We start from the raw sequence: 14,412 nt of genomic DNA, 5'->3' as shown, positions 1-14,412 counted from the left end.
GTGACACTTCCTGTCTGAGCTAATACCAAAATAGGATTAAAAAACAGAAATAGAGCCAAAAAAATTATATAGCTACATTGATTTTTTCTACTTTTGAACATATATTATTTTTTTAAATTGATACAATCCGTTTTATGGCCTAATCGCCATTCTCGTAAATGGAGTATTAATTGGGGAACCGGAAAATCTCGACCATTTTTCGGTTCCGTTTTTATTATGAAGAATCTTGTCGCATAAGAACTGATTTAAGGTTGTACATTTTTATTTTCACTCGCTCAAGGATGTATAAAGATATCATCTCCTCGTACATCATATGTAAAGTCATAATGCCTCTCTAAAAGGTCCATTACCTCTACGATATATTCACTATCAAAATTTCCGGTAAATAAGTCATTCGCTAAAGAAGAATCATTCAAATGGATATTCACGCCATATCTACGCTCTAGTTTAGCCAAGACATCACTTAATGTCGTTGATCGGAAAACGAGATCTCCTCTTAACCATGCCGTTTCAAATCGATTATCTGTTTTCTCCACGGTTATAATACCCGATTCTTTATTGAACAATGCTTTTTCATTCGGTTTTAGATAAACGACACGAGAAGGCTCTGAACAAGTCTGTATCTTGATCCGTCCCGATATCAAGGCCATTTCCATGACATTCTCCCGTTCATACGAATACACATTAAAACTTGTGCCCAACACTTCTATATCCAGATATTTTGTATGTACCACGAAAGGTTTATCCTCATTCCGAGTCACCTCAAAATAGGCCTCTCCCTCTAAATTAACCTGTCGAAGCTCTCGACCGAAATCGTGAGTGTAACTTAAGCTCGATTCCGCATTTAGTTTTACTTGTGTTCCATCCGGTAAAGTCACCCCCGATCTTTCCCCTCTATCGGCATGAACCACTAAATTACCAATACCCTCCTCCTGATTGACTGGATTGAAATATAAATAACCAGACAATACACTTAATAAAGGTATTAATAGTATTGCGGCGATACGAGCCAGTTTCCTAAACACCATAACGAATCGTTCTTTTCTCGTTCGATTTTGAATCCCGCTGAACATATCTCGTATGATTCTCTCATCAACCTCTTCAAAGGGTCGCCCATTTTCCCATAAATGAGACAATGACAACGATAATTCATCATCATCAGACAAATTAACCAAAAGCCGTAGTGTTTTCAACTCTTCCGTAGAGATCGTATGATCCATGTACTTTGAGAGCAAATAATATGTATGTGATTCCTGCATAATACCCTTTTTATAAGGTATACACATGAGCCGTTAATTTATAACATGTCTTTTTAGATGTTATAAAACATAAGAATATTATTTTTTCAATTTTATTTATCCGATAAAGAAAAGAGAGAACAGCAAAGCATACTTACCGAGCTCCTTTCTTAAAACATGTAAGGCTTGCGATAACTGGTTACGCACAGATTGTTCTGAAATAAAGGCTTTAGCCGCTATTTCTGTTATAGTTATACCTTGTTCCTTATTTAACTCAAACAGTTCTCGTTGGCGAGGTGTCAACTTTTGTTTCGCTATTTCCAGTCTATGGTTAAATTCCTCAAAAGATAATTTACGTTCAATCGCTGTTTCCTCTCCATCTCCAGACTCATTCAGTACAACATCTTCCAAAAAAAGTGGACTATTTGCCTGCCTACGAAACTCATTCAATAATTGGTTCTTGGCCATCGTAAATAGGAAAGCACTGAAAGACATATCTAAATCAATCTGTTCTCTCCGCACCCACACTTTGATAAAAGTCTCTTGTACAATATCTTTTGCAAGAGCATCAGAATGAGTCAAGTGCAATGCGAACGCATATAAGCGTGAAGCGTATGATTCATACAGTTTCGTAAAGTCTCTGTATGAACCGCTTCGTAATCGTTCTAGGTATATCCGTTCTACATCCATCTCCTCTAGCACATATTGACCGAACAAATATAAAATAAAAAAATAAGAAGAGGTTATTTCCTCTTGAAAAGAAATAACCTCTATCTATTACGGATACTCTTTAACTAAATGACATCCAACAGTAGTTCACGACCTTTCTATGTTCTCAGAATGGCATACTAGGTAAACTAAAACCATTATTATAAGTATGCTTAATCCACTCATTCGCAACATCAAGAGCATTAAAGTCCGCAAAACGACGATCAAAACGAGGATCACCATCAACAACTTTAAAATCATCAACTGTTACAATCTTAATTGTGTCAGTAGGAGATATATTGGTAAATTTCATATTCTCTCCATCCCATAACAATTCTCTATGTAGTCCATGAAGACCAGAAAGACGTACCGCAAGAACTCCCATTACTACCATTTCATTAAAAGGTCCGGAGAATTGGAAATTTGAAGATGATTCTACTCGGTTTTCTGGAGATTCTTTACAAGCACGAATCCAATCTTGCTCATGGGCATTCGTAGCCCAAATATTGCCATTACCACCTTTAACTCTTGGTATTGAAGGCTTAGGCTGATTAAAATGTTCCATATCAGATACGGGCAATAAAGTTGGATTCATTCCATAACAGCCAGTCATGATTTTCCCTTTTGTCCCAATAAAAATAATACCACCATTTTCATCTCCCATCATTTGTCCATCTTTTAATTCCTCCGGACGAGGAGGCATTAAACCTCCATCATACCAATATACCTTAACCTCTGGCATTTTTGTGTTTCCTTTTGGGGGACGAGCCGGGAACGTATAAGTTACAATTTGTGCATGAGGTGGCGAATATAAATTACTCAAGGTTGAACTACCTATCACACTTATCGGATACTTCAAATCAAGTGCCCAATAAAGTGGGTCCATAATATGGCAAGCCATATCTCCTAAAGCACCCGTTCCAAAGTCCCACCATCCTCGCCAATTCCAAGGCGTATAAACTGGATTATATGGTCTTTTTTGCGCTGGCCCAATAAACAAATCCCAATCAAGAGTCTTCGGGCATTTCAGATTATCGCTAGGTTGCATCAATCCTTGAGGCCAAATTGGACGATCTGTCCAACAATGAACTTCATATACTTCCCCAATAACACCGGATTGAATCCACTCTGTTATTTGACGACACCAATCAAAAGAATTTCCTTGATTACCCATTTGTGTCGCTACTTTATATTTTTTAGCGAGTTTTGCTAGTAAACGAGATTCATAGACAGAATGGGTTAAAGGTTTTTGAGTATAACAATGCTTCCCTAATGTAATAGCATGAGCAGTAACTCCCGCATGTGTATGGTCTGGAGTAGCAACCAATATCGCATCAATTGATTTTCCGAACTCATCGAACATAACACGCCAATCTTTAAATTTTTTTGCTTTTGGATAATCATTGAAAGTCTTCTCTGCATATCTCCAATCTACATCACATAAAGCCACAATATTCTCTGTACTCATATTCCGTAAATTACCACGGCCCATTCCCCCGACACCAACTCCAGCAATATTCAATTTATCACTTGGTGAAGTAAACCCATGCGTTTTACCTAAAACAGAATTTGGTACGATCGTTAAACCTGCTGCTAAAGCTCCTGTCTTCAAAAAATCTCTTCTTGATATATGTCTCATAATAATGATGATTTTAAAGTTGTTTCAGTTGAATATTCCTAAACCAAATATTAGATTCTCCATGTTTCCCTTGCAAACCAATATAACCTTTTGTTGGCATATTCGCATACGGGATTGGTAGCCATTCCGGAATCTCTGTTCCATCTGGATTTGTTGTTCCAGAAGTCCAATCTGCTAAATTAGCCGAAACAATATGTTTCCCATTCAATTCGATATCTATCTGCTGACCTTTAGCAGTGACAATCATGCGGTTCCATTCTCCCGGTTTCTTCACGACCAATTGTTCATTTGCTCCTTTATGTCCATAAATAGAACCACAACGCCAATATTCTGGATATGATTGCCATTCAGGATGATGATCATCCGCTATTTGAATCTCAATGGAAGATGGGATCCAATTACCCTTATCCGTACAATAAATCACAACCCCACTATTTGTATTCACATCTGTCTTGAATTCTAAATCCAAGATAAAATTTTCATACTGCACCTTCGTCCAAATAGATTGATCGGCAGTGGCAGTAAGTATGCCATTTTTAAAGGTCCAAACCGAACTATCATAATCAGCATTTGATAAATCTTTGTCAAATAATGGTCTATAATCAGTTTCGACCCTACACGATATTAATAACAAAAGTATAATCAATACGGTAAATACTCTTTTTACATTTATAAACTGTTTCATATATCGATTCTATTTATTAAAAGCCAGCTGTTGTTTGTTTTAACAAAGGATTCGCATTCAAAGCACGATAAGGGATCGGAAATACGTCTTGATTCGTCGCATCCGGAGTTTTATCCCACCACGCACCTTCACTAAAACGATTCCATCGTATTAAATCAATACGACGATGACGCTCTCCTATGAACTCACGACCTAATTCATCGACAAATTCATCATCAGTTAATTTCGAGATATTAGATTCGTAACTAAATTTAGACCAATCTTCCGCTTTATAATAACGTTTCCTAACCGCATCCAGCAACCGAGCAGCCCCTATCTTATCCCCTGATCTATATTTACATTCAGCTAACGAATAATAAATCTCTGCCAATCTGATCTCTGGAATAGAGTTCATTTGGAACAAATCTTTCGATTGAGGTAACCAAGGGAATTTTATCAAACGATATCCCGTATTCTCTTCTCCGTAAATTACATGAGAGCCTTTGGCTAAACCAGTCTCTCCCTCCGAAAAACGTCCAACTTGATCCACATAAACTAGAGGTTTACCATTATATTCTTCCGTACCAGTTATTACTTCATCTGTAAATCCATACCCTTTTTCATAATCAAATTTATATTGAGTTCCCATCAAGAAAAAGCCCTCATAATCTCCATCATTTGAAATAACTCTAAAAGCTTTCTTTCGGATATCTCCATCCGGGAATTTTTCAAACGGCATACCTAATTTATCTTGGTATAAATTTCCATATAAGTCCCGAGACGGTGCTAAATTACCTCCATTCCAACCTTGCCAGTCATTATCCAAGGAATAACGATCTTGATAGTGCATCCACATATTATATAGCCAAGATGCCTCAAAATAATTTTTCTTAATCGCAAATTCCATAATATTCTCTTTAGATCTATAACCGTTTATCCCCGAGCGGAACGGGCCTCTATAATCAGGGTCAATACTATATTCTCCATATTTTCCATCTAATATAGCCTGAGCCATTTGCTCACATTCATCATATTTTGAGATTCCTATCCATTTTTCCGCATTCAAGTATAAACGGACAAGTATAGAAGCTACTCCTGCTTGATCAAACCTAGATACCCCCCTATTTTTAGGTAAGTCCGGTAATATAGCTAAAAGCTCTGACTCCATAAAGTTAAATACTTCTAGGGGTGTAGATTGAGCCTTCACTTCTTCTATATCTGTAACAATTGGTACATGCCTAAAGAAATCTATTAAAAACATATAATTCCAAACCCGAAGAGCTCTTAATTCGGCTATATATTCATTTTTCGTTTCTTCCGTCAATTTAAACGTAGAGAAATCTAGATTTTCAAAATCAGACAATGTATTATTACATAATGCTATACCTTGAAAAGGAGCAGCCCAACCATTATATACGAAATTCTCCTCCACAGTCCATTTATGCTCATGCAAACGAACATACTCCCCACCATTATAACCATGTTTTCCTCTTGTCGGAATCATTAACTGGTCGGCAGTAACTTCCTGTAAAAAGTATCGAGCATCAGACCAACCCGTACTAAAAGCCTTAGCATAGTTATTCACCAACGCCGCATAAATATTATTGCTATTTTGATAATAGTTATCCGTTGTAATCTCACTAAAAATCTCTTCATCTAAATCTGTACAAGAAAATGAGATTAATCCCATTACGAAAAGAACTATTATATATTTAAACTTCTTCATAATAAATGAAATTAAGATTAATATGAAATTTGAATTCCAAATGTGAATGATCTGGCAATAGGATACACATTTAGACCGCTAATACCTGGTTCTAGACCATTTATATCCACAGATGTCGGGTCCATTACTGAATATTTCGTAATAGTAAACGCATTTTTAACTGTCGCATATACCCGTAAATTGCTAATCCACTTTGTATCTAATTTTGGAGTCCATCCTAAAGTTATGTTATCCAACCTAAAATAATCTCCATCCTCCAAAAAATAATCACACATCACTTTTCCTGACTTAATATGCCCATTCTTTCCATAAGCATCTTCTAATAAATTCATACCCGGTTCAGCAACTAATCCATAATACATTTGATACATATTCAATATTTGATAGTCAAAGCGCCCTTGGAAATATAGACTTAAATCAAATCCTTTATATCGAAATGTATTCCCCCAAGACAAAGAATATCTAGGTGTTCCATGGCCAATATAATCTTTGTCTGTATCACTAGCTTCACCATTAGCGAGTATTTTTTCTCCTCCAATTTTAGCGTCTTTCCAAACCAACATATTGCCATTATCATCAACTCCCGCATATCTTAAGCCATAAAAAGAACCAATTTCCACTCCGTCTTGTAAGCGTTGGGCATAGCCGGGATTTCCGGGAGCTGGCAGTAAATATCGATCCATATATCCTTTCTGATATGTACCATTCGAGAATTTATCCAGTTTAGATTTCGTAAAAGAAGCAACTAGATTAGTCGAATAACTAAAATCTTTCATGTTTACAACATCCCAATTTAAAGTCAGTTCCAAACCTTTTGAACTAGTAGAAGCTACATTTGTAAATATCTGATCAAACATAAAAGGGGGTAGTGGAGCGTCATAATTAGAAATTACTTCTTTACCTTGTTTTACATAGGCATCCAAACTACCTGATAACTTATTCTTTAAAAGAGAAAAATCCACACCCAAGTTATAAGATATCTGCTTTTCCCAATGTAAATCAGGATTAGGATTATTCGTAGGTCCCCACGCTTGGGTCCATTGTCCATTATCGTCTAGCCAATACCCACCTTGCTCATAACGAGCCAACGCTGAATACTTTGGGAAACCAGAGCGTCCTGTAACTCCATATGAAAAACGGAGTTTTAAATCATTGATGGCCTCAATATTTTTAATAGCAGGCAAACTTGACATTCGCCATGCTGCAGAGGCTGCAGGGAACCATCCCCATTTATGATTTGCCCCAAATTTACTATTTCCTTCATATCTAACAGAAGCCGTCAAATAGTAAGTATCATCATAGTTATAAATCAATCGCGCAGGAAAACCTATTGTCTTTTCTTTTTCTTTCAACGAAGATACCCCTAAACGACCTGCTGCCATATTCCAATCTCCAGCTTCCAGATTGTTATAGGACATCGCATCCGAAGGAAAATTTGCATTCTCTGAAGAAAAACTACGATGATTAAACTCTTGATACGAATATCCAGCCATTAATTTAATTGTATGCTTGTCAATTGTCGTAAAATAATTACCGATCCATTCCAATGTATAATCCGTATAATTTTCTTCCTGCAGAGTTCCTCGTCCGGAACGCATATTATCTATAGATTCCTTATGATTTGAATTAACATATATACGCTTAAAATACTCTTGCCCCTGTCTAGCTAGAGATAATTCAGTATTTAGCGTCGGTAAAATATTTAGTTTCATTTTAAAATCAGCAAGGGAAAACTGTCTATCACCTCCATCCTCCTTGTCTTTCAACCATCCTACAGGATTATAGGTATCAAACCCATACAGAGTACTATATTTAGAAGGATCTTTTTCATCCATCAATGGATGAGTCGGATTCAATTTTACCGCTTGCTGAAATACGCCATAATCCACATATTCCTCATTGATAACTCGCGTGGACAAGTTTCCTTGAATCTCTAACAGACCTTCTAATGTCTTTGCGGTGAATCCCATTCTAACTCCATACTCTTTTCTAGAAGACGCTATATCCAAGCCATCTTTCTTCTTATAATTGGCAGAAGCTCTAAAGGTCAAATTTTCACTTCCTCCTGAAACAGCTAAATAATGACTTTGACCCAGATTACTCTTATTCAACAATTTGTCATACCAATCCACCCGATGACCAAAATCTACATCTCTTTCATGCGCAAGAAACTCATCTACAGAAAGTACTTTTGGTTGATTAGCTACCATATCATGATCGATATAGCCATCATAAGATATAGAAACTTTTCCAGCCTTTCCCTTTTTTGTTTGCACCAAAATAACTCCATTCGCCGCACGTGAACCATAAATCGCTGCAGCCGAACCATCTTTCAATATTGTAATTGATTCAATATCTTGGTTAGCGACACTTCTTAAATCTGCACCCGGCATTCCGTCTATAATAACCAATGGCGAATTCCCTGCCTCTATGGAAGAAGCACCTCGCATCTGGATATTAGGAGAAGAGTTAGGATCTGCCGCTGCCGCATTCGAGACATTAACGCCTGATACTTTTCCATCGATCATTGACAACGGACTTGTAAATGCTCCTTGTAAAAAGTCTTTACTAGAAACAGCGGTTACAGCAGAAGTCAACTCTTTTTTGTCAACTGAGCCATAACCAACAACAACAACCTCATCTAATTTTTGTGTATCCTCTTTCATAATGACCTGAAGTACATTTTTATTTTTCACGGCTTCTTCATGAAGAGAAAATCCAATATAAGAAATCTGGAGTACCGCATCGGAAGACACTACAATAGAGAAATGACCATTCAAATCAGACATAGTTCCATTTGCTTTACCCTTCTCTACAATATTTGCACCAATAATAGGCTCCCCCGCCTCATCAACAACAGTACCTGTTACTGTCTTTTCATCTTGATCAGACTTACTGCCTTTTACTGATAGAATCACATCTTTTCCTACTATTTTATATCGTATATTCGAATTCTTAAATATATGATCTAATGTAGTGAACACGTCTTTATCCTTTATATCAACAGATATTACTTGATTGATATCAACTAATTTACTATTATAAAAGAAGTGAAAATCAGTTTGACTTTCAATCAGTTCCAAAACTTCTTTTATAGATTGATCTGTCGCTTTAAAAGAAAGTGAGGTGCTTTGAGCATTTGTTGTCATAGCAAATGACATACTAATTGATAAACATACAAGAAATAAGGTCAACTTCATAATTCTTGATATTTTAGATACCAACCTGACAAACGCTGATTTATCTCCATCAAGTTGGAAATATAAATTATTCATCATATTTTTGTAATTGATTTAAGATTAAAAAATAAATTTCTTAGTCGGTTTAAAGACCTCTATCAAATTGTTTCATATGGGAAGATGCTGGTAACATTTTCCCGTATGTTTTTTAGATAGATCAAGTCTACATTCTTGTTCTTTTATTCCATAGGCCATATTATTTAATTATTATACATTTTTCTTTATTTTCCTTTCCAAAGTATAACCCGAGTACGGTTAGTACCTTTGCTATCATCTGTCTTCATATCTTCTATACGATAATCAATATTTGAAGATATTCTCAAATAGTCTAGTGTCTGAGATAGCAGCCTATTATCTAAAATACCGGTTAAACAATAGCTTTTAATCTCCGCATCCTGAATCACAAATTCAACATTATAGTAATATGACAATTTTTTCAAAGCCTCAGGTAAAGGCGTATCCTTGAACATCAGTTTGCCATCCATCCATGCGGTTTCATAGATCGTATTTATTTTCATCACAGAAATTTCTTCTTTATCCAAGTTGCAAATCGCTTTTTCGGATGGTAGTAACGTCCTATGACTCACATTCCCTGATTTATTCTTCACCTCGAGATTTACGGAGCCCGTCACTAAAGTAGTCGAAATTATATTCTCATCCCCATAAGCTTGTATATTAAACTCCGTGCCTAAAACTCTAACCCTATGCTGATCTCCTGAAGTACTGACAATAAAAGGTTGTTTTTCGTTGTGAGTGACTTTAAAATAGGCTTCTCCTGATAAACATACTTTTCTTTCTTTTTGGTCATAAGACATCGGATAGGATAAAACACTACCCGAATTTAGATAAACAACAGTACCATCCGGTAAATTAAAGCGTGTACGGACTCCCGCATTTGCCTGAAGTGTTATAATTTGAGGATCTCCAAATTCAGAATCAACCTTTCTATGGGAAAATAAGGTTGATAGCCCAATGATAGCAATTATACAAGCCGCAGCAGCAGAGAACCTCTTCAGCCAATATAAACGGGTCCGTTTTGCTAATCGTTGTTCCAGCTTTTCGTAGGCAATCAATGGATTTCGGCTAGCGATCCGTTCCATCGCATTGTTCGCATAATATATACGGGCGGTCTGTAATAAGATCCTCTTATTATTTTCATCCGCTTCCAGCCAAGCTTCAATATAAGATTTTTCCTCATTGGAAGCTGTGTCCTTTATATACCGTAAAAGCATCATACCTTCCGGCTCTTGGATATTAATATGTCTATTTTCAGTTTTCATTCTTATCTGTTTCTATAACTAAGACAATCCTGAACGAACACACCCTTAACTAAAAAGCATTTTTTTACGGAAGACTTTAGACTTACCTACTTTTCCATAGGATATATACTTCATCAGTAAAGTAAGTAGTACTTCATCGGTAAAGTAAGTATATCTTGTGATAAGGATGTCCTAAAAGTGATATTTCGATGTGGTTACCCTAATTTTAACCTTGAATATCCAAGATAAAATATATCTTTGCTTACAGAAAAGAAAGGATGAAGAAGGTGCTATGGATGATTCTACTTTAATTGAACAAATACAATTAGGAAGTAAAGACGCTTTTAAACAGATGTTTATCAAATTTTATTCGCCACTATGCGAATATGCTTCCCAATATGTTTCTGATGAGGATGCCGAAGAACTTATTCAGGAGCTAATGTTATTTATATGGGAAAACCGAAATTCCTTATTTGTAGAGATATCCTTGAAATCCTATCTTTTTATGGCTGTTAAGCATCGTTGCCTCAATGCGATCAAAAGGCAATTGTATCATGAGCGAGTACATAGCCTGATTTATGATAAGATTAAAGATCAATTTGAGAATCCTGATACCTATTTCGTAAACGAGCTTACAGAGAATATCACGAAAGCAATCGAAGAATTGCCTGAGAATTACCGGGAGACATTTAAACTTAGCCGATTCGGAGAACAATCTAATCTCCAAATCGCAGAGGCCTTAGGGGTTTCTATAAAAACCGTGGAATACCGGATTACACAATCCTTGAAAATATTGCGAGTTAAGTTGAAGGACTATTTACCTTTTATAATGTTCTTGTTCTAAGAATACTCTCCATAAATCCAAAGGCCTGCAGGATTGTTAATAATATCAAATCCATAAAAGTTATATTAAACTATTTTGAATGAACCATGTCTATCTTTTCGTAATTGTAAACAATGTAATCCATATAGTTATGAAATCGGGAAAGTGCCTTTTGATGTTGTTGATGATCCTTTTTTCACCGATGGCTTTCGCACAGCAAAGCGGTGTTAATGTTACCGGATCTGTCGTTGAGCAAGGTAGTGATACCCCCATCGAGCAAGCAACGGTACGATTGCTGAACGTAAAAGACAGTGCCATGGTACGAGGTGTGGTGAGCGCCCGTAATGGTAGTTTTACCTTGAAAAACGTAAAGAAAGGAAGTTATTTACTACACATCACATTCATCGGATACGATCCATTGTACCAACCCTTGCAAATCACCGGAAAGAAAAACCCCGTAAACGTAGGTAAACTTGAATTAAGCGACGGAGCGATCGAGTTGGGAGAAGCCGTAGTTATAGGTAAGGCACCCGAGGTTACCGTTCGCAACGACACTGTGGAATACAATGCGGATTCTTATAAAGTAACCGAAGGCTCCGTTTTGGAGGATTTATTGAAAAAGATGCCCGGTGTGGAGGTAGATAGCGAAGGCAAGATCACCGTCAATGGAAAAGAGGTGAAAAAGGTAATGGTGGACGGAAAGGAGTTCTTCTCCGATGACCCGAAAGTGGCCTCCAAGAATCTTCCAGCCAAGATGATCGATAAATTACAGGTACTTGATAAGAAAAGCGATATGGCCCAAATGACCGGCTTCGACGATGGAGAGGAAGAGACCGTCATCAACCTAACCGTGAAACCCGGCATGAAGCAAGGTTGGTTTGGCAACGCATATGGTGGATACGGAAGTAAAGATCGGTATGAAGGCAACGCCATGGTCAATCGTTTCGTGAATAATGACCAGATCACGTTCATGGGGGGAGCGAATAACACGAATAATATGGGCTTTTCCGATCTAGCCTCAACAATGTTCTCCGGTATGGGAGGCGGTGGAGGCCGACGAGGAGGTTTCGGAGCGGGTAGCGGTATCACCTCTTCCGGAAACGCAGGTTTGAACTTCAGCAAGGAATTCAAGCCGGATAAACTAACTCTTGGGGGAAATACTCGTTATTCCCATTCCGACAATGACGCTCGCAGCAAGAGTGATCGGCAGAATATCCTTCCCGGAGATAGTTCCTCCTATGATAATAGCGAGGCGATGAGCCGTACGAAGAGCGATAACTTTGGCGTAGACTTTCGCTTGGAATGGAAACCGGATACGATGACTCAACTTATCTTCCGCCCGAGTTTCAGCTTCAGCCACAGCATGAACGACAATTTCAGTGATGCTACCACCTTGGATAACGAACGGGATACGGTCAATACCAACAAATCCAGTAATTACTCGGAAAGTAACGGGTACAACCTAAATGCCAGCATCGATTTCAGCCGTAAGCTGAATAACAAAGGACGTGTGTTCAGCGCCACCCTTTCTGGAGGCAATAGCGATTCGTACAGTGACGGCATGAACCGTTCCGACATCGTTTATTTCAACCAGACTGATGCCTTGAAGAATAGCATTATCGACCAGCGCTCACGTTACGACAACAAAGGTTTCAATTACCGGGCCTACGTATCGTGGGTAGAACCGATCGGGCATAATAATTTCATCCAAGCCACTTATAGCATCAGCCAACGGAAACAAGAAGCCTTGAAGAATGTTTACAACCAAGACGCTGATGGTATATATAATGTATTAGATTCCGCCTACAGCCAAAGCTATCGCAATAACTTTATCAGCCAGCGGGCCAGCTTGAGCTTCAAGTCTCAACGGGAAAAGTTCAACTACACGATCGGCTTGAATCTGGACCCATCCTATTCCAGCAGCGAGAATTTCGTTGGCGACACGACCTTATCCAAGATAACCCGTAAGGTGGTCAACCTCTCCCCGATGGCTCAATTCAACTATATGTTCGATAAGCGTACGAATCTTCGTATCATGTATAATGGCCGTACCAGCCAACCGAGCATGACTCAATTACAACCGGTAGCGGATATCTCGGACCCGACGAATATCACGATCGGTAACCCGGATTTGAATCCCCGCTATACGAACAACGTATTTATTCGTTTCCAACAGTTCACGCCGGAGAAACAACGGGCCTTCATGATCATGGCAAACGGTAGTTATATCATCAACGATATCGTAAGTTATACCTCTTATAACCAAGAGACAGGTGTAAAGACCACCACTTACAAAAACGTAAATGGCAACTATAGTGGCAACGTCCGTATGATGTTGAATACCCCCTTGAAGAATAAGAAATTCTCCATCAACTCCATGACAATGGCCTCGTTCGCTAATAGCAACGGATATATCAACGAGGAGAAGAATACGAACCGGAATCTCATATTGTCCGAACGTGGTGGTATCGACTTCCGCTCCTCTTATCTGGATCTGGGCGTAAACGGGAATATTCGTTACAATGCCACCAGCAACTCTCTGCAAAAGGAAAATAACCAAAACACCTTCAATTACGGAGCCGGCGGTTACACGACAATCTATCTGCCCCTCAATTTCAAGATAGAGAGTGACGTGAACTGGTCTACCAACTCTGGCTACGGGGACGGATTCAAACAGAACGAAGTCCTATGGAATGCCTCAGCCTCCAAGTCTTTCTTAAAGAATAACCAAGGGACGCTCCGTTTCAAGATCTACGACATCCTGCAACAACGAAGCAATATCTCCCGTTCCGTTACCGCTAGCTATATACAAGACTCAGAATATAACACGCTAGGCAGTTATTTCATGGTACACTTCATCTATCGGTTTAGCATCTTCAAAGGCGGAGCCAGTGCCAGCGACGTGAAAACGCCGGGTAGAAGCGGACGGGGAAGAGGTCCGATGGGTCCTCCTCCGGGACATCGATTTTAATCCCCTAAGTGGAGACTTTATAAAGTCCGGGCGCAACAAAGAACGCACCGGACTTGTTTTTACTTAGGATAATATATAAAAAACTTAGGATAAAATAACGCTAACTAGCGCATTAACAGCGGAGTTTCAATGCTTAGCTAGCATA

The 14,412-nt window shown here is 38.2% G+C and carries 9 protein-coding genes; 2 read left to right on the top strand and 7 right to left on the bottom strand.

Going from position 1 to position 14,412, the window contains the following annotated elements; translation table 11 throughout:
• Positions 1 to 275: 275 nt before the first annotated feature.
• The 7 genes from QVP94_RS01720 to QVP94_RS01690 form a co-directional block, all read right to left on the bottom strand.
• Complete coding sequence (locus QVP94_RS01720) at positions 276 to 1,286, bottom strand: FecR family protein (protein ID WP_005861407.1); 1,011 nt, start codon at positions 1,284 to 1,286, stop codon at positions 276 to 278.
• Positions 1,287 to 1,355: 69 nt separating this feature from the next.
• On the bottom strand, positions 1,356 to 1,928 hold the full coding sequence (locus QVP94_RS01715) for an RNA polymerase sigma factor (RefSeq protein ID WP_005861405.1): 573 nt from the start codon (positions 1,926 to 1,928) through the stop codon (positions 1,356 to 1,358).
• A 145-nt stretch (positions 1,929 to 2,073) separates the two neighbouring features.
• Complete coding sequence (locus tag QVP94_RS01710; protein ID WP_022191822.1) at positions 2,074 to 3,585, bottom strand: glycoside 3-dehydrogenase; 1,512 nt, start codon at positions 3,583 to 3,585, stop codon at positions 2,074 to 2,076.
• A 13-nt stretch (positions 3,586 to 3,598) separates the two neighbouring features.
• On the bottom strand, positions 3,599 to 4,270 hold the full coding sequence (locus QVP94_RS01705; RefSeq protein ID WP_005861401.1) for a 3-keto-disaccharide hydrolase: 672 nt from the start codon (positions 4,268 to 4,270) through the stop codon (positions 3,599 to 3,601).
• 16 nt (positions 4,271 to 4,286) lie between these two features.
• On the bottom strand, positions 4,287 to 5,975 hold the full coding sequence (locus tag QVP94_RS01700; protein WP_022191821.1) for a RagB/SusD family nutrient uptake outer membrane protein: 1,689 nt from the start codon (positions 5,973 to 5,975) through the stop codon (positions 4,287 to 4,289).
• 17 nt (positions 5,976 to 5,992) lie between these two features.
• Positions 5,993 to 9,253, bottom strand: a complete 3,261-nt coding sequence (locus QVP94_RS01695; protein WP_005861397.1) for a SusC/RagA family TonB-linked outer membrane protein — start codon at positions 9,251 to 9,253, stop codon at positions 5,993 to 5,995.
• A 182-nt stretch (positions 9,254 to 9,435) separates the two neighbouring features.
• Positions 9,436 to 10,494, bottom strand: coding sequence for a FecR family protein (locus tag QVP94_RS01690; protein WP_005861395.1), 1,059 nt, complete (start codon positions 10,492 to 10,494; stop codon positions 9,436 to 9,438).
• Between the two features lie 271 nt (positions 10,495 to 10,765).
• Here QVP94_RS01690 and QVP94_RS01685 point away from each other — a divergent pair, with 271 nt between their 5' ends.
• Positions 10,766 to 11,317, top strand: coding sequence for an RNA polymerase sigma-70 factor (locus QVP94_RS01685; protein WP_034527742.1), 552 nt, complete (start codon positions 10,766 to 10,768; stop codon positions 11,315 to 11,317).
• 130 nt (positions 11,318 to 11,447) lie between these two features.
• On the top strand, positions 11,448 to 14,267 hold the full coding sequence (locus QVP94_RS01680; RefSeq protein WP_129984526.1) for a TonB-dependent receptor: 2,820 nt from the start codon (positions 11,448 to 11,450) through the stop codon (positions 14,265 to 14,267).
• Positions 14,268 to 14,412 lie beyond the last annotated feature (145 nt).

The organism is Parabacteroides sp. CAG:2 (genome assembly GCF_000436315.1).
Taxonomy (GTDB): Bacteria; Bacteroidota; Bacteroidia; order Bacteroidales; family Tannerellaceae; genus Parabacteroides; species Parabacteroides distasonis.
This window is presented reverse-complemented; position numbering and strand designations above follow the sequence as displayed.

Coding starts and splice junctions, on each gene's coding strand:
- QVP94_RS01720 (WP_005861407.1), bottom strand. CDS start 1,286: ATGTGTATACCTTATAAAAAGGGTATTATGCAGGAATCACATACATAT.
- QVP94_RS01715 (WP_005861405.1), bottom strand. CDS start 1,928: ATGGATGTAGAACGGATATACCTAGAACGATTACGAAGCGGTTCATAC.
- QVP94_RS01710 (WP_022191822.1), bottom strand. CDS start 3,585: ATGAGACATATATCAAGAAGAGATTTTTTGAAGACAGGAGCTTTAGCA.
- QVP94_RS01705 (WP_005861401.1), bottom strand. CDS start 4,270: ATGAAACAGTTTATAAATGTAAAAAGAGTATTTACCGTATTGATTATA.
- QVP94_RS01700 (WP_022191821.1), bottom strand. CDS start 5,975: ATGAAGAAGTTTAAATATATAATAGTTCTTTTCGTAATGGGATTAATC.
- QVP94_RS01695 (WP_005861397.1), bottom strand. CDS start 9,253: ATGATGAATAATTTATATTTCCAACTTGATGGAGATAAATCAGCGTTT.
- QVP94_RS01690 (WP_005861395.1), bottom strand. CDS start 10,494: ATGAAAACTGAAAATAGACATATTAATATCCAAGAGCCGGAAGGTATG.
- QVP94_RS01685 (WP_034527742.1), top strand. CDS start 10,766: ATGGATGATTCTACTTTAATTGAACAAATACAATTAGGAAGTAAAGAC.
- QVP94_RS01680 (WP_129984526.1), top strand. CDS start 11,448: ATGAAATCGGGAAAGTGCCTTTTGATGTTGTTGATGATCCTTTTTTCA.